15 protein-coding genes are annotated in these 22,227 nt (G+C 63.7%); 6 read left to right on the top strand and 9 right to left on the bottom strand.

From position 1 onward, the window contains the following. Nucleotides 1-155: 155 nt before the first annotated feature. Complete coding sequence (pepN, locus tag HTY61_RS09185; RefSeq protein WP_175276500.1) at nt 156-2,801, bottom strand: aminopeptidase N; 2,646 nt, start codon at nt 2,799-2,801, stop codon at nt 156-158. Nucleotides 2,802-2,976: 175 nt separating this feature from the next. Here pepN and HTY61_RS09180 point away from each other — a divergent pair, with 175 nt between their 5' ends. The 3 genes from HTY61_RS09180 (at nt 2,977) to HTY61_RS09170 (ending at nt 6,709) form a co-directional block, all read left to right on the top strand. Continuing rightward, nucleotides 2,977-5,283: a xanthine dehydrogenase family protein molybdopterin-binding subunit gene (locus tag HTY61_RS09180; protein ID WP_175276499.1), complete on the top strand. Its 2,307-nt coding sequence runs from the start codon at nt 2,977-2,979 to the stop codon at nt 5,281-5,283. 10 nt (nt 5,284-5,293) lie between these two features. After that, the gene (dtd, locus tag HTY61_RS09175) at nt 5,294-5,737 is read left to right on the top strand and encodes a D-aminoacyl-tRNA deacylase (protein ID WP_175276498.1); all 444 of its coding nucleotides are present in this window, start codon (nt 5,294-5,296) and stop codon (nt 5,735-5,737) included. 171 nt (nt 5,738-5,908) lie between these two features. Beyond that, the gene (locus HTY61_RS09170; RefSeq protein ID WP_175276497.1) at nt 5,909-6,709 is read left to right on the top strand and encodes a hypothetical protein; all 801 of its coding nucleotides are present in this window, start codon (nt 5,909-5,911) and stop codon (nt 6,707-6,709) included. Between the two features lie 160 nt (nt 6,710-6,869). Here the strand turns inward: HTY61_RS09170 and HTY61_RS09165 are convergent, their stop codons facing one another. Then, nucleotides 6,870-8,552: a globin-coupled sensor protein gene (locus HTY61_RS09165; RefSeq protein ID WP_175276496.1), complete on the bottom strand. Its 1,683-nt coding sequence runs from the start codon at nt 8,550-8,552 to the stop codon at nt 6,870-6,872. Between the two features lie 418 nt (nt 8,553-8,970). After that, on the bottom strand, nt 8,971-10,650 hold the full coding sequence (locus HTY61_RS19600; RefSeq protein WP_175276495.1) for a methyl-accepting chemotaxis protein: 1,680 nt from the start codon (nt 10,648-10,650) through the stop codon (nt 8,971-8,973). Between the two features lie 451 nt (nt 10,651-11,101). On the opposite strand from HTY61_RS19600, the gene HTY61_RS09155 reads away from it, so the two are divergent. Beyond that, nucleotides 11,102-12,043, top strand: a complete 942-nt coding sequence (locus HTY61_RS09155) for a DMT family transporter (RefSeq protein ID WP_175278496.1) — start codon at nt 11,102-11,104, stop codon at nt 12,041-12,043. Between the two features lie 5 nt (nt 12,044-12,048). Here the strand turns inward: HTY61_RS09155 and HTY61_RS09150 are convergent, their stop codons facing one another. Further along, nucleotides 12,049-13,296 carry an MFS transporter gene (locus HTY61_RS09150; protein WP_175276494.1) on the bottom strand — a complete coding sequence of 416 codons (1,248 nt, stop codon included), beginning with the start codon at nt 13,294-13,296 and terminating at the stop codon, nt 12,049-12,051. 90 nt (nt 13,297-13,386) lie between these two features. Next, nucleotides 13,387-14,205, bottom strand: a complete 819-nt coding sequence (locus tag HTY61_RS09145) for a uracil-DNA glycosylase (RefSeq protein ID WP_246272980.1) — start codon at nt 14,203-14,205, stop codon at nt 13,387-13,389. A 609-nt stretch (nt 14,206-14,814) separates the two neighbouring features. Here HTY61_RS09145 and HTY61_RS09140 point away from each other — a divergent pair. Beyond that, nucleotides 14,815-16,509 carry an electron transfer flavoprotein-ubiquinone oxidoreductase gene (locus tag HTY61_RS09140; RefSeq protein WP_175278494.1) on the top strand — a complete coding sequence of 565 codons (1,695 nt, stop codon included), beginning with the start codon at nt 14,815-14,817 and terminating at the stop codon, nt 16,507-16,509. 8 nt (nt 16,510-16,517) lie between these two features. On the opposite strand, the gene HTY61_RS09135 is transcribed toward HTY61_RS09140, so the two are convergent. The 3 genes from HTY61_RS09135 to HTY61_RS09125 form a co-directional block, all read right to left on the bottom strand. After that, nucleotides 16,518-17,462 carry an endonuclease/exonuclease/phosphatase family protein gene (locus HTY61_RS09135; RefSeq protein ID WP_175276493.1) on the bottom strand — a complete coding sequence of 315 codons (945 nt, stop codon included), beginning with the start codon at nt 17,460-17,462 and terminating at the stop codon, nt 16,518-16,520. Nucleotides 17,463-17,527: 65 nt separating this feature from the next. Continuing rightward, entirely contained in the window at nt 17,528-18,430 is a 903-nt protein-coding gene (locus tag HTY61_RS09130) for an NAD-dependent epimerase/dehydratase family protein (RefSeq protein ID WP_175276492.1), read from the bottom strand. 91 nt (nt 18,431-18,521) lie between these two features. Beyond that, nucleotides 18,522-19,355 carry a polyphosphate kinase 2 family protein gene (locus HTY61_RS09125; RefSeq protein ID WP_175276491.1) on the bottom strand — a complete coding sequence of 278 codons (834 nt, stop codon included), beginning with the start codon at nt 19,353-19,355 and terminating at the stop codon, nt 18,522-18,524. A gap of 142 nt (nt 19,356-19,497) precedes the next feature. Between HTY61_RS09125 and HTY61_RS09120 the strand changes: the two genes are divergently transcribed. Beyond that, nucleotides 19,498-19,980: a CreA family protein gene (locus HTY61_RS09120; RefSeq protein ID WP_175276490.1), complete on the top strand. Its 483-nt coding sequence runs from the start codon at nt 19,498-19,500 to the stop codon at nt 19,978-19,980. Nucleotides 19,981-20,041: 61 nt separating this feature from the next. On the opposite strand, the gene HTY61_RS09115 is transcribed toward HTY61_RS09120, so the two are convergent. Further along, nucleotides 20,042-21,982 carry a methyl-accepting chemotaxis protein gene (locus HTY61_RS09115; protein WP_175276489.1) on the bottom strand — a complete coding sequence of 647 codons (1,941 nt, stop codon included), beginning with the start codon at nt 21,980-21,982 and terminating at the stop codon, nt 20,042-20,044. Between the last annotated feature and the right edge of the window lie 245 nt (nt 21,983-22,227).

Raw genomic sequence — 22,227 nt, 5'->3', positions numbered from 1 at the left:
GGCCTTCTTGAAACCGAATATTAAGAAACATGATCCGGCTACCGCACTCCCGAATCACCCATAATGAATCAAAACTGATTCGGGCTGTCCACCCCGCGCGCCGGTAAATTTTCCATTACGGCATCCACGGCCCGGTTTTGCGGGCCGGGGAGGGGTCATGCCAGCGTCCGGTCGAGGATGTCGCGCACGTCGCGCGAGAGCCGCGGCCGCGCGGAAAGCCCTTCCATCGCCTTGCGCGCCATTTCGCGGCGGCCCGGTTCCAGATTCTTCCACGACCGCATCGCCGTCATCAGTCGCGCGGCCACCTGCGGGTTGGCGCCGTCCAGCCGCCCGATCGCCTGGCACAGGAACTGGTAGCCTTCGCCGTCCGGCCGGTTGAAGCCGGTCGGGTTGCCGGCCGAGAAGGCGCCGATCAGCGCCCGCACCCGGTTCGGGTTGTCCCAGGAGAACCCGGTCTGGCCGGTCAGCGCCTTGACGGTCTCGAGGGTTTCGGCGCCCGGCGCGGTCGCCTGGATCGTGAACCACTTGTCCATGACGATCGGCTCGTTGCGGAACTCGTCCTGGAACGCCTTCAGCGCGTCGATTGTCTCGTCGGTGCGCGGCGAGAGATGGACCAGCAGGGTGAGCGCGTGCGCCCGGTCGGTCATGTTGTCGGCCTGCGCGAAGGCCTTCGCGGCGAGGGCGGTGTCCTGGCTGCCGTGGCAGAGATAGGACAGAGCGATGTTGCGAAGGGCGCGGCGGCCGGCGCTTGCCGCGTCGGGCGAGTAGGAACCGGCGGGCTCCAGCCCGTGGAACAGCCGTGCGAAGATGCGCTCGCCGAACCGTCCGAGCTGTCGCGAGGCGGCGCGGTGTACCGCGTGGATGGTGTCGGGGTCGATATCGTTGCCGATCTCGCGCGCGATGTCGTTCTCACCCGGCATCGTCAGGCACAGTGCCCGGTATGCGTGCTCGTAGGAATCGTCGGCGGCGATGTCCATGAAGATCGCGCAGGTTTCCTCGTCGAAGACCTCGCCGCGCTCGTCCGCGGACCGGGCGGCGGCCTGCTTCATCTGCCGCGTCACCAGCGTCGACAGGGCCTGCCAGCGGCCGTATTCGTCCGGATCGTTGCGGGCGAGGAAGGCAAGGTCGGCGTCCTCCGCCTCGGGGAACAGCGTCACCGGCGCGGAGAAGCCGCGCAGCAGCGAGGCGACGGGGCGTTCGTTGATCCCCTCGAAGACGACGGTGTGCTTCGGCTCGCGCAGGTGGATGACGTCGCCCGTCACCTCGGCGCCGGAGACCGCCGTCCATTCCATGTCGCCGGAACCGGCCGAGACCAGTCCGAATTTCACGGGGATGTGCATCGGCGCGTGCGGCGCGCCCTCGATCGGCGGCGTCAGCCGCTGCTCGATGGTCATCGTGAAGCGCTTCGGGCCGGCGTCGTGGTGCGAGGAGACGGTCAGGTTCGGCGTGCCGGGCTGGTCGTACCACAGCGCGAATTGCGCGAGATCCGCGCCGGTCGCGTCCTCGAAGGCCTTGATGAACTGCTCGATCGTCGCGGCCTCGCCGTCGTGCCGCTCGAAATAGAGATCGAGGCCCTTGCGGAACCCGTCCTCGCCGAGGATCGTGCGGATCATGCGCACGACCTCCGATCCCTTTTCGTAGACGGTGGCTGTGTAGAAGTTGTTGATCTCGGAATAGCGCCGCGGCCGCACCGGGTGGGCCAGCGGTCCTGCGTCCTCGGGGAACTGGTGGGCCTTCAGCAGCTTCACCTCGGCGATGCGCTTGACGGTGCGCGAACGCATGTCGGCGGAGAACTCGTGGTCGCGGAAAACCGTCAGCCCTTCCTTCAGGCACAGCTGGAACCAGTCGCGGCAAGTGATTCTGTTGCCTGTCCAGTTGTGGAAATACTCGTGCGCGATGATCGCCTCGATATTGGCGTAGTCGGCATCGGTCGCTGTCCGCTCGTCGGCCAGCACGTACTTGTCGTTGAAGATGTTGAGGCCCTTGTTCTCCATGGCCCCCATGTTGAAGTCCGACACGGCGACGATCATGAAGATGTCGAGGTCGTATTCGCGGCCGAACGTCTCCTCGTCCCATTTCATCGAGCGCTTCAGCGCGTCCATCGCGTAGGCCGCGCGCGGCTCCTTGCCGTGCTCGACATAGATCTCCAGCGCCACCTCGCGGCCGCTCATCGTGGTGAACGTGTCGCGCACCACGCCGAGATTGCCGGCAACCAGCGCGAACAGGTAGGACGGCTTGGGGAAGGGGTCGTGCCACACGGCATAGTGCCAGCCGTTTTCCAGCCTGCCGGATTCGGTCCGGTTGCCGTTGGAGAGCAGCAGCGGCGCGTCCTCGGTGCGTGCCTCGATGCGCACCGTGTAGACCGACAGCACGTCCGGACGGTCGAGGAAGTAGGTGATGCGGCGGAACCCTTCCGCCTCGCACTGGGTGCAATAGGTGCCGTTCGAGCGGTAGAGCCCCATCAACTGCTTGTTGGCGGACGGGTTCAGCCGCGTCTCGATCTCCACGGTGAAGGTCTCGTCGGCCGGCACGTCGCCGATGACGAGCCGGTCGGGAGAGGCGGTGTAGCCGTTCTCCGCCGGCGTTTCACCGTTTACCTTGAGGCCGGCAAGCGTCAGCTCGTCGCCGTCGAGCACCAGCGGCGTGTCCGGGGCGACGCCCGCGCGGCGGCGCACCGAGAGCTTCGCGCGTACCGTCGTCGCTTCGGGCTCGAGCGTGAAGGCGAGATCGGTCGTGTCGATCAGGTAATCGCTCGGCCGGTAGTCTTCGAGGCGAATGACGGTTCCGGTTTCGGTACGCATGGCTCTTTCCTGCTTTTCGGCTGGGCATCCCCGGGCGCCGGGGGACGTAAATTGCACGCATGGCGACCTTGACGCTCGACATTGGGGCCGCATGCAATATGTTCGCGGAGACGAAGCCGACCGGTTTCGCAACCGCACAACAACCGACATGGCGGATCAAGGGATTGAAATCAAGATGAATGTCGCTCCCCCCAAATTCGGTGCAAAGTCGCTTGTCGGGGCCTCGCTCCGCCGCAAGGAGGATGATGCCTTCCTGCGCGGCAAGGGCTGCTACACCTCCGACATCCGCAAGCCGGGCATGCTGGAAGGCTTTGTCGTCCGCTCGCCCGTGGCCAACGGAACGTTCCGGATCGGCTCGCTCGACGAGGCGAGGGCCGCCCCCGGCGTCCATCTGGTCCTGACGGCCGAGGACATTTCCCATCTCGGAACCCTGACCGCCATGGGCATGCGGCCGGGCCCCGACGGGAAGAAGGCACCCTACCGGCCGATTCCCGTCCTGGCGAAGGACCGTGTGCGCCATGTCGGCGATGCCGTCGCGTTCGTGGTGGCCGAGACGCTGGACCAGGCGCGTGACGCGGCCGAGCTGATCGGGATCGACTACGATTCCGAGGATGCCGTCACCTCCATGACCGCCGCGCTTGAAGAGGGCGCGCCGCTGGTCTGGCCCGAGGCCGGCTCCAACGTCGCCTTCGTCAACACCCACGGCGACGCCGAAAAGGCGGAGGAGGTTTTCGCCTCGGCGGCCCACGTGACGAAGATCGACTTCATCCAGAACCGGCTCGTCGCCAACTACATGGAGACGCGTGCGGCAATCGGCGAATATGATGCCGAGGCCAACCGCTTCACGCTCACCTGCGGCTCGCAGGGCGTGCACGGCCAGCGCGACATCATCCGCGACGGCGTCTTCGGCGGCGGGATCGACCTGCATGTCATCACGCCGGATGTCGGCGGCGGCTTCGGGCCGAAGAGCTTCGTCTATCGCGAATATCCGCTCGTGCTCGAGGCGGCGAAGCGCCTCGGCCGCCCGGTTCGCTGGGTCGGCGACCGCACCGAGCACTTCCTTGTCGATGCCCATGGACGCGACAACACCGTTCATGCCGAGATGGCGATGGACGGGGAGGGGCGGTTCCTCGCCCTGCGCATCCGGCTGGTTGCCGACATGGGCGCCTATACCCACCAGTTCGGCGTCGCCATTCCGTGGTTCGGCGCGGCCATGGCGACGGGCGTCTACGACATTCCGGTGCTCGACTTCCATCTCACCGGCGTCTTTACCAACACGGCGCCGGTCGATGCCTATCGCGGCGCGGGCCGGCCCGAGGCGGCTTTCCTGATCGAGAAGCTGGTGGATGCCTGCGCGCGCGATCTCGGCCTTCCGCGCGAGGAGATACGCCGCCGCAACTTCATCCGCCCGGAGCAGATGCCCTACACCACCCAGGGCGGCCGCACCTACGATGTCGGCGAGTTCGAGGCCTGCATGGAGCGCGCCATGGAGAAGGCCGACTGGGCCGGTTTCGAGAAGCGGCTCGAGGAATCGAAGGCAAGGGGAAAGATCCGCGGCATCGGCATGTCCTACTATATCGAGGCCTGCGCCTTTGCCGGTTCCGAGCCGGCTTACGTGCAGCTTCTCGAAGACGGCACCGTCACCATGGATATCGGCACCCAGTCCAACGGGCAGGGCCATGCCACGGCCTATGCCCAGTTCGTGGCCGAGACGCTCGGTCTCGACATCGACAAGGTCACCGTCATCCAGGGCGATTCCGACCGCATTCCGACGGGCGGCGGCACCGGCGGTTCGCGCTCCATCCCGCTGGGCGGCGTCTCGGCCTTCTATGCCGGCGAGGAACTGGCGAAGAAGATCAGGAAACTGGCCGCCGACGAGCTGGAGGCTTCCGCCGACGACATCGAGCTTGTCGACGGCGAGGCGGTGGTCGCCGGAACGGACCGCAAGATCTCCTTTGCCGACATTGCCAGGAACGCGCCCGACGCGGCCGAGCTGAAGGCGATGGGCGAGTTCACCCAGAACGAGGCGACCTATCCCAATGGCTGCCATATCTGCGAGGTCGAGATCGATCCCCTGACCGGCGTCACCGAGGTGGTGCGCTATTCCATCGTGGACGACTACGGCATGACGGTGAATCCGCTGCTGCTGGGCGGCCAGGTGCATGGCGGCGTGGTGCAGGGTATCGGCCAGGCGCTCTACGAGAACGCCGTCTATGACGAGTCCGGCCAGCTTCTCACCGCCACCTTCATGGACTACAACATGCCGCGCGCCGATTATTTCCCGTTCTTCGAGTTCGAGACGCGGAACGTGCCCTCGACAACCAACGCGCTGGGCATAAAGGGCGCCGGCGAGGCGGCAACCATCGGCGCGACGCCGGCGGTCATGAATGCCGTCACCGACGCGCTGTGGCGCGCAAGGGGCGTCGGCCACATCGACATGCCGGCGACGCCGCAGAAGGTCTGGGAAGCGCTGAACGGCTAGGGGAAAGTTCATGCGCGCGCTCGTTCAACGCGTTTCGCGGGCCAGCGTCACGGTCGATGGCGAGGTGGCCGGGGAGATCGGCGAGGGCCTGCTGGTCCTCGTCTGCGCCATGCGGGGCGATGCAGAGGCCCAGTCGGAATGGCTGGCGCGCAAGGTCGTCAATCTGCGCATCTTCCCCGACACGGAGGGCCGCATGAACCGGTCGCTTCTCGATACGGGCGGCGCGGCGCTGGTCGTCAGCCAGTTCACGCTGGCCGCCGAGACGAAGGGCAACCGACCCGGCTTCTCGACCGCCGCCGCACCGGAAGAGGGAAAGCGGCTCTACGAGCATTTCTCGGAGCAGGTGAGGGCACATGGCGTCGCCGTTGCCAACGGCATCTTCGGCGCGGACATGAAGGTCGAGCTGGTCAATGACGGGCCGGTGACGATCTGGCTCGACAGCGAGGCGCGCTGATCGCCGGGGCCGTGCGCCCGCTTCGGTGACGCCCGCGCGATACCTGCGGCCTGTCTTGCCCCCGTTGGATGAATCGCGCCCCTCTTGCCCGGAATTCCGGCATTTCCGCGAAAACTTGTCCACCGCATCCGGCCCTCCCGTACCCTTCTTTCCGTGACGACGGAGAGGGTCATGGATTTCGACTGGAAACGGGCGGTGGAGCGCAACCTGGACGATCTCTTGCGGATCGTCGCGCGGCTGTTCCTCTTGGCGGGGATCAGGACCGGACGCTCGCTCGTCTTCCTGCCGCGCGGGCTTCGCGCCTGCATCCTGTCGGTCCTGCGCCCCGCCGAGTTCGCCGCCCGGCGACTGATCGTCATGGCCGCCTGCAAGCTGGAACGGGACGTGACGCTCGGCCCGGAACGCCGCGGGCTGCCGAACGGCAGCGATGGGGGGCGTACGGGCACCGCTCCGGACAGGGAGCCGGACGCAGCACCGTCCGACGCGGAATTGCTCGACCTCTACCGCGACCGCCCGTGCTTCCAACTCTTCGACCCGTGGAAGCGCTACACGCCCTTCCTGTTCGACGTGACCGGGCTGGAAGGCCCGTTTGGCCACGTATTCGTGGAATACGACGAGGACGGCGGCGACTGGCCCGGCCCGGACCGCGATCCCGACGAGCTGGTGGATGCTCGCGGACTGTCGCGCCGCATCCGGGCACTGGCCCTTGCGCTGGACGATCTCGACGGACAGGCCGCCCGCCTCGCTCGCTGGAAGGCCCGTTTCGAGCGGGCCATCGGGTGCATCCAGGCGGCGGACGCGGGCAAAATCGACGGCGTGACGCCGGATACCGTGCGGAGACCGACGCCGTGGCGCTTCCGCCCCTTCCGCCCCGGTCTGCCTCCGGGCTGGCGAAGGCGACCAAGGACCGAAATCGGGGAGGTGCTCAAGGAATGCCACGCACTGGCACTCGACGCCTGGAACACGTCGTGAGGGTGTCCGGCGCATGTCTGTGCTCGAGCGCCCGCGTTTCCATGAGACGCGGTGGCGATCCCGCGCGCGGCAGGCGGGCTGCAAGGTCGGCACCCGAAAAGGGAAAGCCCCCGCTCTGGCGGGGGCGCTTCCTCTCTTCGGCTGTCGTTCTTCCTGCGGCTCAGAATTCCTCCCAGCCCTCGGCGGCATTCGTTCCGACGCCGAATGCCTCGGCAATCTTGCCGCCGAGTGCACGGGCGGGCGAGGGCGTCGGCCGGGCGGACGTGTCTTCCGTGACCGGCTGCGGCGCGTTCCGTGCCTCGGGTGTTTCCCGCATTTCCCGCTCCGTCGCTGCCGGAACGTCCGCTATTCTGGCTGCTCCGGTTCGGAACTCGCGCAGCATGGAATTGATGGCGGCCACTTCGTGTTCGAGCGAGTGGCTGCTCGCCGTCAGTTCCTCGGACATCGCCGCGTTCTGCTGCGTGCTCGCATCGACCGAGGTGACCGCCGTGTTGATCTCCTGGAGACCGGTGGATTGTTCGCGGGCGGACGCGGTGATCGCATCCACGTTGTCGGCGATCTCCTTGACTTCCGAGACGATGCCGTCCAGCGCCTTTCCGGTCTCGTCGACCAGCGATACGCCGTTCCTGACCTCCTCGCCGGAGGTGGTGATCAGCTGCTTGATCTCCTTTGCCGCGGCGGCGGAGCGCTGGGCCAGCTCGCGGACCTCCTGGGCGACGACGGCAAAGCCCTTGCCGGCATCGCCGGCGCGCGCCGCTTCCACGCCGGCATTGAGCGCCAGCAGGTTGGTCTGGAAGGCGATCTCGTCGATCACGCCGATGATGCGGGAGATGTCCTCAGAGGACTTGGAGATGCGGTCCATTGCCTCGACGGCCTTGCGCACCACGTTGCCGGACTGTTCTGCGTTCTTGCGGGTGCGCGAGACCAGTTGGCCGACGATTTCGGCGCGGTCGGTGGAGGACTTGACGGTGGCGGTGATCTCCTCGACTGCCGCCGCGGTTTCCTCGACTGCCGCCGCCTGCTGTTCGGCGCGTCGCGACAGGTCGTCGGCTGCCGCCTTGATCTCGTTCGATCCCGACCGGATCGTCTCCGCCGATTCCAGTATGCTCCCGATCGTTTCGCCGAACTGCGAAAGAGCGGAATTGAAGTCTTCCTTGAGTGCCGTGTAGGCGTCGGGAAGGTTTTCCGTGATCCGGTGGGTGAGATCCTTTGCCGCGATGTGCTCCATCGCCTCGCCGAAGGTGTCCACGACACGCTTGCGTTCGGAGTCGATGGCTGCTTCCTGCGCCTGCTTCTTGGCTTCCTCCGCGTGGTCGAGATAGACGGAGATCGACAGATCCATGTCCAGCAACACCGCCTTGAGAAGGCTGACGAGCACATCCGCGGTTTCATCGGCCGAACTCCGGCCGCTATTCCTGCCGAACATGCCGCCGCCCGCCGGCCAGTGATCCTTCAGCACGCCGCGAACCAGTTGCTCGACGATCCGCCCGTAGCCGCCGATGTACCAGCGCGGTTCGAGGCCGATCCGGGCATGGACGGCGCCGATCCTGCGGACGCGCTGGACGTAGTCCTCGTCGAAACTGCCCGTCGAGATCGCGCCCCAATGCCCGATCTGCGCTTGCTTCGCGCCGTTCATGTGGTCGTCGGATCGGAAGAACCGGGCCGTTTCGGGAGTGTTCCTGACTACTTCGTAGAAACGATCGAGTGCAATCGGCAGTTCCCGTTCGACTATGGATCTTGTCTTTCGGAGGTTTTCGCGGTCGGTATCGGTGATGCCCAGGAACGAAAGACGGACCGGGATATCCTGATCGGCAATGGCGTCCCTTGCAGCGGGTGCTGTCATCGTGAAAAGCCCTTTCTGTACTCGCACCGTCGCGATGTCCATTCATCGCGAACCGTCTTGGCACGCGCTCCCGTTCCGGCAGGCGTGGCGGCCGCCGGTATGCGGCGATGCATGTGCATCGCCGGTCGTCTTTTTGGTTGTCGGAGCCTGATGCTCCTCCCGAGCGCCCCATGGAGCCGAGGGCATGCGTCGTTCATCGCACACCCGGAATGGTATGTGTGCTTCGTTAACGAATTATGTAAGATGCAACTTACCTACGCCGGATTTGCCGCAGGTGGATCGTGAGGGGAAAACGGACCGCTTCGGTGAGGGACGCGGGGGCGGTCGATGCCGCGCGCGGGCTGTCGTTGTTTGCCTTGCGCCGGTCGGGCATTTGCCGCGGCGCAGGCGTGAACCATGCGCCGCGGCGTTTCGGTGTCTAGAACTCTTCCCAGTCCTCGGCGGCGTTCGTGCTTGCGCCGAAGGCCTTGGCGACCTGGCCGCCGAGTGCGCGGGCGGGCGAGGGCCGCGGCCGGGCGGGCGTGTCTTCCGTGACCGGTTTCGGTGCGGCGGCGCGGGGCGCCTGGGGCTTCGGCGCCGCCGGCGCCTTCGGTTCCCTTGCTGCCGGGGCGTTGAGTGTCTGCGACATGCCGATGCGGAATTCGCGCAGCATGGAGTTGATCGCGGCCACCTCCTGTCCCAGCGAGTGGCTGCTTGCCGTCATCTCCTCGGACATCGCCGCGTTCTGCTGCGTGCTGGAGTCGACGGAATACACCGAGGTATTGATCTCCTGCAGGCCGCTCGTCTGCTCGCGCGCCGAGTCGATGATTGCCTCGACATTGGAGGCGATCTCTTGGACTTCCGTGACGATGGTCTCCAGCGCCCTTCCGGTCTCGTCGACCAGCGACACGCCGTTCTTGACCTCCTCGCCGGAGGTGGTGATCAGCTGCTTGATCTCCTTGGCCGCGGCGGCGGAGCGCTGGGCCAGCTCGCGGACTTCCTGGGCGACGACGGCAAAGCCCTTGCCGGCATCGCCGGCGCGCGCTGCTTCCACGCCGGCATTGAGTGCCAGCAGGTTGGTCTGGAAGGCGATCTCGTCGATCACGCCGATGATGCGCGAGATGTCCTCCGAGGACTTGGAGATGCGGTCCATTGCCTCGACGGCCTTGCGCACCACGTCGCCGGACTGTTCGGCGTTCCTGCGGGTGCGCGAAACCAGCTGGCCCGCTGTTTCGGCGCGTTCGGTGGAGGACTTGACGGTGGCGGTGATTTCCTCGACTGCCGCCGCGGTTTCCTCGACTGCCGCCGCCTGCTGCTCGGCGCGCCGCGACAGGTCGTCGGCCGCCGACCTGATCTCGTCGGAGCCAAGCTGGATCGTTTCGGCGGATCTCAGGATGTTGCCGATCGTTTCGGACAGGGAATCGAGGGCGCGATTGAAATCGTCCTTGAGCCCCGCATATCCCTCCGGAAGGTCCTCTTCGATACGGTAGGAGAGATCCTTTTCAGCCAGCCGTTCCACCGCCTTGGTGAGGGTGGAGACCGTCGTTTCCATCGTCCGGACGGCTTCCTCCCTGATCTTCTGCTGCATTTCCCTGCCGCGGTCCATGTAGACCGAGATCGAGAAATCCATGTCCAGCATGACCGCCTTGATGAGGGCGGAAATGACACGCGCCGCTTCCTCCTGACCGGATTTCCTGCCGGAAAACAGTCGGCCTTCCGGCCAGAACTCCTTGAGAACGGCATCGACGAGCTGTTCCAGGATCAGGCTGTATCCGCCGATGTACCACCGCGGTTCGAGGCCGATCCGCGCATGCGTGTCGCCGATGGTGCGGACGCGGCGGGTGTATTCCTGGTCGAACCGGCCGGTGGTGATCGCGCTCCAGTGTCCGACCTGCGCGTTCTTGGCGCCGTTCATGTGATCGTCCGAGGAGAAGAACTTCCGGACTTCCGGCGTGTTGCGCACCTTGTTGTAGAAACGGTCGAGGGCTATCGGCAGTTCCCGTTCGACGATGGGTTTTGCCTTGCGGATGTATTCGCGGCTCGTTTCGTCAATGCCGAGGAATTCGAGGCGCCCGTCCACGTCCTGCTCCGAGCAGGCCTCCCTGTTTGCGTTGGTCATCGTTTGCTCCGTACCGATGCGCAATTTTCGATCCCGCCTTCGCGGGATTCGAGACTATGGACATTCCCGGTAGAGCGCGAGCACATCTCGCGCCCGGTGACGCCCCCGCGGGATGGGCGGGCGGTGACACCTGTCATGGGGCTGGGCACCCCTCCCAAGATCGCCCGTAAAGAGGTCTGGGAACCGTGCGTTACGCAACAATTGAGGAATAATGCCGTCAATCTTAATCCAAGTTTAAAAATGTCCCGGAATGGCGCCTTTTTCACGTGTTTCGCGATGCCGGGTCCTTCCTGAGCAACATCCTCCGGCTAGCGACGTGGTCGTGGCTTTCGATTTTGCAATCGCGGTGCGCGGCGCGCCAATGGAGGTCGCGCCGCTGCGCGGGGGCAGGCTTGCTTCTTCCATCCGAGGCGATTTGGCGCTAGGCACGGGCATCATGTCTTCCGAAACCCTGACCGAAACCGAATCGCGTCCCCTGCTGGGCATCGGCCTGAAGGTCGGATCGGTCGTTGCCTTCATGGGCATGGCGACCGCGATCAAGTATGCCGGCCAGGTGCCGGCCGGCCAGATCGTGTTCTTCCGGTCCTTCTTCGCCATATTGCCGATCTGCGCCTATTTGTTCGTGGTCGGCGAGCTTTCAGGTGCCTGGCGCACGGAGCGCCCGCTTGGCCATGTTGCGCGCGGTCTAGTCGGTGTTTCGTCGATGGCGCTCGGCTTCTATGGTCTGACCCGGCTTCCGTTGCCGGATGCCATTGCCATAGGTTACGCCCGCCCGCTCGTAACCGTAATCTTCGGGGCGGTTCTCCTTGGTGAGGTCGTACGCCGCTATCGCTGGGGTGCTGTCATCGTCGGCCTTCTCGGCGTTCTGGTCATTTCCTGGCCGAAGCTGCAGCTGTTTCGCGGCGAGGGCGCTTTTGGCAGCGCCGAGGCATTGGGGGTCGCGGCCACCTTCATCTCCGCTTGCATAGCGGGCCTTGCAATGGTCCTTGTGCGCCGCCTTCTGGTGACGGAAAAGACCGCGACGATCGTGCTGTACTTTTCCGTGACGGCATCGGTCTTTGCGATTGCGACCATACCGTTCGGCTGGCAGTCGCTCGATCTGGAGCAGACCGTATCGCTGATCCTGTCCGGGTTCTGCGGTGGTCTCGGGCAAATACTGCTCACTCAGAGCTACCGCCATGCCGATGTGTCGACGATCGCACCGTTCGAATACACTTCCGTGCTGCTGGGTATCGGGATCGGTTACTATGTCTTTGCCGAGGTTCCCGGCTGGGCGACGATAATCGGCTCGGCAATTGTCACCGCGTCCGGCATCTTCATCATCTATCGCGAGCACCGTCTCGGTCTCGAACGGCGCGGCGTGGCAAGACGAAGCGTCACGCCGCAGGGTTGAGCGGCTCAGCCGGACTGCTCGTCGGAACGCGGATCGAGTTGCAGGACTTCGGGCGTCTGGGTTGGCGAAACCGGCGGGGCGTAGGAGAAGTCGGTCATCTCTTCCTGCGGAACCGCATCCCGCCGCGTGATGCGCCAGGCGGCGTAGATGCCGAACAAGAGATAACAGACACCCGTCATCACGAAGAAGCCGTCCGGCCCGAGGATGTTCATGAACGCGCCGCCGATTACCGGTCCGGCCATCGATCCGACGCCATAGACCACGAGCAGGCCCGACGATATCTCGACGAACTCGTCCGGGGCCGCGTGGTCGTTGGCGTGGGCCGCGACCAGCGAATACAGTGGCATCAATATGCCCCCGAACAGGAACATCATCGCTAACAGGATTGCGAAGGAATTGTCGCCGATGGCCGCGAGAATGGCGGAGAGCACCACGCCGGCAAACGAGGCTGCAGCGATCACTATGCGGCGGTCCGTGCGGTCGGAAACCCGGCCAAGCGGGAACTGGAACACCATTCCGCCGATCATGACCAGAGCCATCGTCGACGCGATCTGAGCTTCACTCATTCCGGACAGTTGCAGATAGACCGGAGCCTGGAAGTTGTAGGCGCCGAAGGTGAGGCCGGCAATGGCGACACCGACGAAGGCGAGCGGCGAGTTCGCGAACAGCTTGCGCAGGTCGAGCGAAACCTGGTTCAGCGGCTGCGGCGAGGAGGCGTTGGAGAGTCCCGTCGGAATGACCGCGGCCGCGAACAGCAGTGCCGATACCATGAAGAGTGTCGTCGATGACGGATCGGCCGCTATGAGCAGGAACTGCCCGGACATGAAGCCCACCATCGTGATCATCATGTAGACGGAAAAGACCGTGCCCCGGTCTTCGTTGCTGGTCCTTTCGTTGAGCCAGCTTTCGACGATCATGTATGTGCCGGACAGGGCGAAGCCGCCGATGCCGCGCGAGATGACCCAGGCAACGGGATGAACGGCCAGTGCGTGCAGAAGTGCCGATATGGCGAGGATTGCGGCGAGCACCGCGTAGACACGGACATGACCGACGCGCAGCACCATGCGCGGCACGACGATGCAGCCCACCGTGAAGGAGAGGGCGTAACCGAAACCGATCCAGCCGATGACGATCGGGCTCCAGCCCTCCAGCGCGGCGCGAACCGGCAGCAGGACGCCTGCTAGACCGTTGCCTGCAAGCAGCAGGAAAGTCGAGGCGAGCAGTCCCGAAATGGGCAGCAATAGATGAATCATGGCAGGGTTCCGTTCGGGCAGGCTCCGCCTAGCGCGAATGGATGGCAAGCGCATGAAATATTGGCGACGAAAGCTGACTTGAAAACGCCGTCAGGCGTCTTTTTTTGTCGTGCCGAGACGGTCGCGGATTTGCAGCAAGTCGGTCCAAGCGTAGCGCTTTTGTGCTGGCTGATCGAGCAGGAAGCGCGGTTGCAGCGTGGCAATGACCGGCAATGCATGGCCGCTTTCGGTGCGGAGTTCCTGCCAACGCCCGCGAAGTTGGAGGATGTTCTCCCGCGTGTCCAGCAGTATCTTGGTGGCACCATTGCCCAGCAGGACAGCAAAGTCCGGGCGAGCCAGCTCGATCTGGCGCTCGATGAACGGGCGGCAGATGGAGGCCTGCAGCGGTGACGGCACGGCGTTGCCGGGGACGCGCCACGGAACGACGAACCCCATGTAGCAGTCGTCCCGGGAGCGGCCAATGGCTGCCAGCATGCGGTCGAACAGTTGTCCTTCCGGACCGGTGAGGGCTTCTCCCGAGGCATCGTCGTCGCGGCCCGGCGCGTCCTGGATAATCATCATGGGTGCGCCGCGCCGACCGCCCTCGAATATGGTTGACCGAGCCGTCAGCTTGAGGTTGCAGCCATCGAAGGATTCCACTGCCTTGCGCAGGTCGTCCAGGCTTTCGGCTGCCCGGGCCAACTGTTTTGCGAGCGCCACGGCTTCTGCGTCCGGCATTGCAGGCAGCCGCTCCGGCTTGGCGGCGGGAGGTCGGGCAGGGGACTCCTGCGAATTCGTGGGAGCGGTGGCGGTTTCTGCCGCAAATCGGTTTGGCGCTTCGTCTTCCAACGGGAAGTCCAGCCCGCTCTCCGCGTAGAAGCGCAGCAGGCTTTCCAGTTCGCCCCGTGACATCTCGGTTGCAATTGCCATTCTCCACCTTTCGCAGACGCGCCGACAGGCTTCAAGCATTCATAAAGCTGCAAAGTGCGGATCGGCGGGACGAAAAAGACCCCTGCCGCATCGGACCGGTGATCACGCCCCGGAATTCGCTCGGATGCGGGTTCATGACGTGACGCTCATCACCGGGCAGGTTCGAACCCGGTTACGGCGAACATTGCGGCAGTCACCGCTGTTCCGCCATGTTGCCTCGATCGCCGGAACAGCTGTGCAGTCTTGGAACTCCCGAGTTCCCAAGGGACCGGACCGGGCACTGCGTCAGGGCTGGAGGGCTTGCCTCTGATCGATTCCGGACCGTGACAGGACGTTGGGTGAAAGGAAATGATGGTCGCGGAACCGACAATCCCCCAAGCCCGGTGACGCATGCCGCTATTTCGCCGGTGTAGATGCTGCGCGATTGATTTACGTTTACGTCCAAGTCAATAAAGTGTCCTTTGGAGCGGCGCTTTGCATGCTTGCGAACGGGATTTTGCAGGATACAGTCGGCGCCGATTGCAGTTTTGTGCCGGGCAGGATAGCGACCTTTCGACTGTGCCGAGACGGAGAAACAGTATGAGCGACGACAACGGAGCCGGAAATCCGATGAATGAACCCCGCGAAAGCATGGAATTTGATGTGGTGATCGTCGGCGCGGGGCCGGCCGGTCTCGCCGCAGCGATCCGTCTGAAGCAGTTGAATGCGGATCTGTCCGTTGTGGTTCTCGAGAAGGGGGCCGAGGTCGGCGCGCATATTCTCTCCGGAGCTGTGGTCGATCCGGTTGGCATCGACAGGCTTATTCCCGACTGGCGCGACGATCCCGATCATCCGTTCAAGACAGAGGTGAAGGAAGACCGGTTCCTGTTTCTGGGGCCGGCCGGGGCGATCCGCCTGCCGAATTTCCTGATGCCGCCGCTGATGAACAACCACGGCAACTACATTGTCTCGTTGGGCAATGTGTGTCGCTGGCTTGCGGCGAGGGCGGAGGCATTGGGCGTCGAGATATATCCCGGCTTTGCGGCGGCGGAAGTGCTCTACAACGAGGATGGTTCGGTCAAGGGCGTGGCCACCGGCGACATGGGCATTCAGAAGGACGGCACGCCGGGCCCGATGTTCGCCCGCGGCATGGAACTGCACGGCAAGTACACGCTGATCGGCGAGGGCGTGCGCGGATCGCTCGCCAAGGAACTTATCGCCCACTTCAAGCTCGACGCCGAGAGCGACTATCCGAAATTCGGCATCGGCATCAAGGAGCTGTGGGAGGTCCGGCCGGAAAACCACCGCCAGGGACTGGTGCAGCACACCTTCGGCTGGCCGCTTGACATGAAGACGGGCGGCGGATCGTTCCTCTATCATCTCGAGGACAACCTCGTCGCGGTGGGCTTCGTGGTCCACCTGAACTACGAAAACCCCTATCTGTATCCCTTCGAGGAGTTCCAGCGCTTCAAGACCCACCCGGCGATCCGCGATACCTTCGAGGGCGGCAAGCGCATCGCATATGGCGCGCGTGCAATCACCGAGGGCGGCTGGCAGTCTGTGCCGAAGGTTTCCTTCCCGGGCGGCGCGCTGATCGGTTGTTCTGCCGGATTCGTCAACGTGCCTCGCATCAAGGGATCACACAACGCGGTTCTGTCCGGCATTCTCGCCGCCGACAAGGTCGCGGAGGCGATCGCGGCGGGCAGGGCGAACGACGACTCGCTCGATGCCTACGAGCAGGAATGGCGCGGCAGCGAGATAGGCAGGGACCTGAAGCGGGTGCGCAACGTCAAGCCGTTGTGGTCGCGCTTCGGTACGGCGCTCGGCGTTGCCATTGGCGGCATCGACATGTGGATCAACCAGCTGACTGGCGGTTGGTCGCCGCTCGGAACGCTGAAACACGGCAAGCCGGATCATGCGGCGACGAGGAAGGCCTCGAATTTCAAGCCGATAGCCTATCCGAAGCCGGATGGCGTGCTGACTTTCGACCGGCTTTCGTCGGTGTTCCTGTCCAATACCAACCACGAGGAAGACCAGCCGGTTCACCTCAAGGTCAGGGACATGGACCTTCAGAAATCGTCGGAATACGTTGAATATGCAGGCTTGTCGTCCCGCTATTGCCCGGCGGGAGTTTACGAGTGGATCGATGCTGACGGTAATACCGTACCTGCCGATGCCGAGCGCAAGCCGGGTGACAGCGTACGCTTCCAGATCAATGCGCAGAACTGTGTCCACTGCAAGACCTGCGACATCAAGGACCCGAACCAGAACATAAACTGGACGGTCCCGCAGGGCGGAGAGGGACCGGTCTATCCGAACATGTAGCCTGCCTTTCAGCGCAGCAGCACCCGGTAGAAGACCGGCAGGTGATCGCTGCCTGCAAACGGCAGGGTACGGGCTTCGAGCGTCACGATCTCCTTCGAGACGAGCAGGTGGTCTATCGGCAGGCCGATGCTGGCGCGCAGCGAGCCGGGCAGTGCCGGCGTAAGCCAGCTCGGCCGCAGACCTGTAACCGGCAGCGTGTCGCTCAGCCGCGCGATGCGTTGCACCCCTTCGCTCCACGGTGTGGCGTTGAAATCGCCGCCGATAATCAGCGGATGCGGAAGTACGGAAAAAATGCCCGACAGTTCATCTATCCACCGGTGCTGGCTGTGCGGCCACGGCCAGTGCGCGTGATAGCTCGCGACGGTCAGGGGGTTGCCTGCGACATCGATACTGATCGCCGAGAGGAATGGTGTGTCGAAGCACCGGATGGCGTCGTCACCGGCAAGCGGCAGCCGCGAGATCACCGCCGCGCCGCCAATGGCCGATCCCTCGCAGCGTATCTGGAAAGGATAGCCGTCGCGCAGCAAATTCATCAGCGCCGCCGGGGTGTCCGTCACCTCCTGCAGAATGATCACGTCCGGATCGGCGGCGAGAATGACATCGCGCGCGAGGCCCGTCTTCCGATTGTCGAAGCGAGTGTTGAAATCGACGATTCTCAGCGTATGTCCGATGGACGAGGCCGGCTGGTTTCCCGGCGGCCCGAGGCCCGGCAGATAGGGCCAGCTCGCGGCAAGCGCGGCGACGACTCCGGCGGTCGCAACGAACGTAATTCTCTTAAGACTCGACAGCGCAGCAATTGCGAGCGCGACGGTCGTAGCGGCCAGGAGGTGCATCCGGAAATGCGACAGGGAATCGAACGCCGGATGGGCGCGGTTGAGCAGGCTGGCGGCCAGAAGAACCGTGACGAACAGTGTCGTGGCGGCAACGATACCGCGGTAGAGATTTTGGAGCACGGCGTAATTTCTCCAGCGAACCGCGAGTTGTAGAACCTTGAACCCGGGCGGAAGTACGGCGGCTCTCAGCCCTTCACGTATTTCCGCCAGTCGTGCTCTTCGCGGAAGCCGAGGACCTCGCGGATCTTGCGGTTGGAAAACAGTGCCTCGTTCTCGCCCAGCTGGCGGGTGACGGGGACGCCCGAATAGAATCGTTCGATCAGCTCGGCGGTCGGGATGTTGATGCCGTTGGTGTCGTTTCCGGCATTGAACACCTGGAAGCCGAGCCCGTCCTTCTGCAGGCACAGATCGACGATTTGGCCGAGGTCGCGGGCGTCTATGTAGCAAAAGGCGTTGCGTCTCCGCATCTCGGGATTGGCGAAATAGGTCGGGAACAACTCTGCATATTCGTGCGGTTCGACGACATTGCCTATGCGCAGCGCATAGATGTCGAAGCCCGAGCGGCGGGCGAAGGCGCGAGCGGTCTTCTCGTTGACCACCTTGGACAAGCCGTAGGAATCCATCGGGTCGACGTCGTAGTCCTCTTCCAGAGGCAGAGAGTGAGGATCGGCGCGGCCGTCCGCAAAGCAGATGCCGTAAGTCGTTTCCGACGAGGCGATGACGATCTTGCGGATGCCGAGCTTCACCGCCGCCTCGATGACATTGTAGGTGCCCATCGTGTTGACGCGGAAGGTCTCGTTGTCCGGGTGAATCAGGATGCGGGGAACTGCCGCAAAATGAACGACTGCATCGAAGGAGGGAACCCCGGTGCCTGGCTCCAGCTCGTCGAAATTGGCGTAGGAACTCATCACGTTGAACATCTGGCCGGAGTCGGTGACGTCGGCGATCAGGTTGTCGACGCCCGGATGGTCGAGCGGCTTCAGGTCGATATTGACCACCCGGTGGCCCTTGTCCAGCAGGTAGGGCACGACATGTCGTCCGGCCTTGCCGGAACCGCCTGTGAACAGGATGCGTTTTTTCGAGTTCATCTTTCGGTCCTCCAGTCAGCATACCTTCCAGGACGCGCGTACCCGCCGATTTCCACAAGGGCAATGCTCATATGTGATGCGCAAGCCGGTCTTATTCGGTCCGTCCCGCCAGGCTCTCGATCAGGGAGGGAGACAGGCCGATATGCTCCCTTGCCGCCTCGAGGACCGTCTCGTCGAGGACGGGCGGGGAAAGGTCGACGCCCTTGCCGAGACAGTCGGTAATGGTCTTCATAGCCGCTATCCGCGCATGTTTCTTGTCGTTGGCCGGGATCAGGTGCCACGGCGCGTAGTCGGTAGAGGTGCGCTCGAACATCTCGTCGATGGCCACCGCGTAGTCGTCCCAGCGGCTGCGGTTGCGGAAATCCTCGTATGAGAGCTTCCACCGCTTCAGGGGGTTGCGCAGCCTCTCCTCGAAGCGCGCCAGCTGCTCCTCCGGCGAGATGTGGAAGAACAGCTTGACCAGGCGCGTGCCGTCGTCGGTGACCATGCGTTCGAAATCGTTGATCTCCCGGTAGGCGCTCTTCCACCGCTCTTGCGGGGTCAGCTTCTCGACCCGTTCCACGAGGACGCGTCCATACCACGAGCGGTCGAAGGCAGTGATGGCGCCGGTCGGGGGCAGGCGTTCCATGAAGCGAAGCAGGAAATGCCGTTCGAGGTAATATCGCCGCGGCGCGCCGATCGGCCAGACCTTGAAGCTGCGCGGGTCCAGCGCTGCGGAAATGCGGCGGACCGTGCCGCCCTTGCCGGCGGCATCCCATCCCTCGAGAACGATTACCGCCGAGCGCCCCGAGAAGAGGTAGGCCTGCTGGATCCGGGTGAGGAGGCGCTGCTGTGCTTCCAGCTGGCGCTGGTATGTCGAGCGGTCGAGTGCGAGGGACAGGTCCGCATCGTCCAGTCTGGGCGTCGAGCCCCGGTTCTTGCTCATCTTGCTCTCCGACACTGGGCATTCCGTAGAGTAAAGTCGATGGCAGGACGCGCGGCAAGCCGGCGGTCCGTCGACTGCCGCACTTGCGGCGTGGGTTCCCCGTACAGACATTGGTGGGAACGAAACGATCCGGAGAGCGACAATGCCGAAACATTTCCGTCCAGCGCTGGCCCTTCTTCTTGCTTCGATTGCGGTACCGACCGCCGCGTCCGCCAAGGAGGTCGGGCAGATCGGCGTCGACTGGCTCGGCAACGACATCATCATCGAGGCCATCGCCGACCCCGAAGTCGAGGGCGTGACGTGCCACGTGGCCTATTTCGAACGCGGCCTGATAGACCGGTTGCAGAAGGGCGACTGGTTCGAGGACCCGTCCAACTCTTCCATTGCCTGCCGTCAGACCGGACCGATCGTCATCGGCGACATCGATCTCGACGAGGACGGGGAGGAGATATTCAAGAGCTCCCGCTCGCTGATCTGGAAGAAGCTCGTCGTCAAGCGCATCTACGACCGCGAGAACAACACGCTCATCTATCTCTCGCATTCACGCCAGGTGCAGGACGGCTCCGCCAAGATGGCGATCTCGACCGTTCCGCTTTACGGGCAGGCCGAGCCGCCGGCGCAATGATCGGCAAATGGAAAGGCCGAACGCTCAATGCCCGGCCTTCGCTCGTGTCGCGTGAGGGCAGCTAACCACCGAATGCCTGAACCACTTTCCCGACCATGTTTCGTGCCGGGGATGCCGCTGGAGCGGTATCCTCGGTAACCTCGGTGATCGCCGGTTCTGAGGTCGCCTGGCCCGTCCGGAATTGGCTGATCACGACGGACAGCGAGTTCGCCTCGCCGGAAAGGCGATGCGTTACCGCGGTTGTTTCCTCGACCATCGCGGCGTTCTGCTGGGTCATCCGGTCCATCTGGCTGACGGCGACATTGATCTCCTGCAGACCTGTCGACTGCTCCATCGCGCCGGTCGCGATCGCGCTGATGTTCTCGTTGATCGCGGTGACCTTCTCGGTGATCTCGGTGAGCGCTTCTCCGGTTGCCCGCACCAGCGAAACGCCGTTGGCAACCTCGTTGCCGGAGTTCTGGATAAGTGCCTTGATCTCCTGCGCGGCGGCTGCCGAACGCTGGGCGAGCTCGCGGACTTCCTGGGCGACGACAGCGAAGCCCTGGCCCGCTTCACCCGCCCGCGCGGCCTCCACGCCCGCGTTCAGCGCGAGCAGGTTGGTCTGGAAGGCGATCTCGTCGATCACGTTGATGATGCTCGTGATCTCGTTGGAAGCGGCTTCGATCCGCCCCATGGCCTCGATGGCCTCGGCGACGACCTTGCTGGACTTCTCTGTCGCTTCCTGGGCGGATCCGGCCATGCGGGTCGCCTCGGTGCTGCGTTCGGTAGCGTTGCTCACTGTGGCGGCAATTTGCTCGAGGGCTGCCGAGGTTTCTTCAAGCGATGCCGCCTGCTGTTCCGTTCTGCGCGATAGGTTCTCGGCGCTCGAGCGCATCTCGTTGGCGTTGTCGTTGATTGCCGAAATGCTGTCCTTGACCTCGCTAAGGGTCTCTCCGAGCTTCTCGATCGATTTGTTGAAGTCGATTCGTACCGCTTCGAGTTCCTCGGTAAAGGGCGTTTCAAGGCGCGTGGTCAGGTCACCTTCGGCGAGGCGATTTAGGGCCACGGCGAGCTGGTCGACGGCGGCCTTGACCTTTGCGCTCTCGGCTTCACGGGCAGCCGCACGCTCGGCCCGTTCCCGCTCGGTGCGGTCACGGTTTTCGTCATTTTGACGGGCCAGTTCGTCCTTCTGGAGGATGCTGTTCCGGAAGTCGGTGAACGCCCGTGCGAGATCGCCCATCTCGTCGCCGCGCTGCATACCTGAAACCGAGGCTTCCATGTCGCCCTTGGCAAGCGCGTTCATGGCCTTCGTTACATCGACTAGCGGCCTCATCAGTCGCTTCTGGATGAAAACGACCAGTGCGATGCTTGTCAGCAAGGTCAGGATTCCGAGCGTGATCTTGACCGTGGCCTCGAAATGGGCGCGAGCCTCGAGATCGGCGATGCGTTGTTCGCTTGCGTCTTCAATTCGGGCGCTGACATCGGAAACGAGCAGCCCCGCGGCTTCGATTTCCTCCTGCATCTTGTCGGCGACGGCGTCGAAGGGCTCCATCAGCTTGTTGCCGCCCTCAGGCCCCGAGGCAACATAGGTTTCCGCCATGTTCACGCCGGCCGCGTAGAATGCCTCGTATTGTTCGCGGAGTTTGTCCAGCTGGTTTGCCACCTCGGCGGCTTCCAGCTCCATTGCGAGTTTTCGTGCCTCTTCGACCTTCCCCCGCAGCGAGATTGCCGATTCTTCTGCAAGTGCAAAGCCGTCGTCCAGTCCGTCGAGACCGCGCGTAGCGGAAATGTCGGTGAGCGATTCCTGGGTACTGACGATATCGAGCTCGATGTCCTTCTGCAGGATGGCCAGATCGTGGGCGAGGGCAGTCCTGCTGCGGCTTTCATGTGAAATCGTGAACGATTCACTTAGGGCGCGTTCTGCCAGTATGTCAGAAACCACGAGGGTGGCGATGCTTGTGAAGGTTACCGCAATGATGGCGGCCGGTACGAGCCTGCCGAGGCGAAAAGCTTCGGTGCGCATGGAGAGAACCTTGTTGTCTTGTTATGGAAATGGGACATCCGGCATTTGCCCGCCGGGGGGAGGGGGACATCGTTTCAACGGAAACGAAATGCGGACAAAATGTAGCTGCGTGCAAATTCTATTTCGTTAATCATGATGTGGTTCGCGGCAAAGAGTACGAAAAGACTTTCGCTCAATTCAAAAATCTCAAATCATTGATCTCAAAGGGATAAATGACGGAGCTACGTTAGGTCTTTGCAGCCCTC

This window comes from Oricola thermophila (assembly GCF_013358405.1).
GTDB classification, from domain to species: domain Bacteria; phylum Pseudomonadota; class Alphaproteobacteria; order Rhizobiales; family Rhizobiaceae; genus Oricola; species Oricola thermophila.
The sequence above is the reverse complement of the archived record's forward strand: the minus strand, read 5'-3'. Positions and strand labels throughout refer to the sequence as shown.

Bases quoted from the DNA above. Each gene is read 5' to 3' on its own strand.
- pepN (WP_175276500.1), bottom strand. From the start codon at position 2,801: ATGCGTACCGAAACCGGAACCGTCATTCGCCTCGAAGACTACCGGCCG.
- HTY61_RS09180 (WP_175276499.1), top strand. From the start codon at position 2,977: ATGAATGTCGCTCCCCCCAAATTCGGTGCAAAGTCGCTTGTCGGGGCC.
- dtd (WP_175276498.1), top strand. From the start codon at position 5,294: ATGCGCGCGCTCGTTCAACGCGTTTCGCGGGCCAGCGTCACGGTCGAT.
- HTY61_RS09170 (WP_175276497.1), top strand. From the start codon at position 5,909: ATGGATTTCGACTGGAAACGGGCGGTGGAGCGCAACCTGGACGATCTC.
- HTY61_RS09165 (WP_175276496.1), bottom strand. From the start codon at position 8,552: ATGACAGCACCCGCTGCAAGGGACGCCATTGCCGATCAGGATATCCCG.
- HTY61_RS19600 (WP_175276495.1), bottom strand. From the start codon at position 10,650: ATGACCAACGCAAACAGGGAGGCCTGCTCGGAGCAGGACGTGGACGGG.
- HTY61_RS09150 (WP_175276494.1), bottom strand. From the start codon at position 13,296: ATGATTCATCTATTGCTGCCCATTTCGGGACTGCTCGCCTCGACTTTC.
- HTY61_RS09145 (WP_246272980.1), bottom strand. From the start codon at position 14,205: ATGGCAATTGCAACCGAGATGTCACGGGGCGAACTGGAAAGCCTGCTG.
- HTY61_RS09140 (WP_175278494.1), top strand. From the start codon at position 14,815: ATGAATGAACCCCGCGAAAGCATGGAATTTGATGTGGTGATCGTCGGC.
- HTY61_RS09130 (WP_175276492.1), bottom strand. From the start codon at position 18,430: ATGAACTCGAAAAAACGCATCCTGTTCACAGGCGGTTCCGGCAAGGCC.
- HTY61_RS09125 (WP_175276491.1), bottom strand. From the start codon at position 19,355: ATGAGCAAGAACCGGGGCTCGACGCCCAGACTGGACGATGCGGACCTG.
- HTY61_RS09120 (WP_175276490.1), top strand. From the start codon at position 19,498: ATGCCGAAACATTTCCGTCCAGCGCTGGCCCTTCTTCTTGCTTCGATT.
- HTY61_RS09115 (WP_175276489.1), bottom strand. From the start codon at position 21,982: ATGCGCACCGAAGCTTTTCGCCTCGGCAGGCTCGTACCGGCCGCCATC.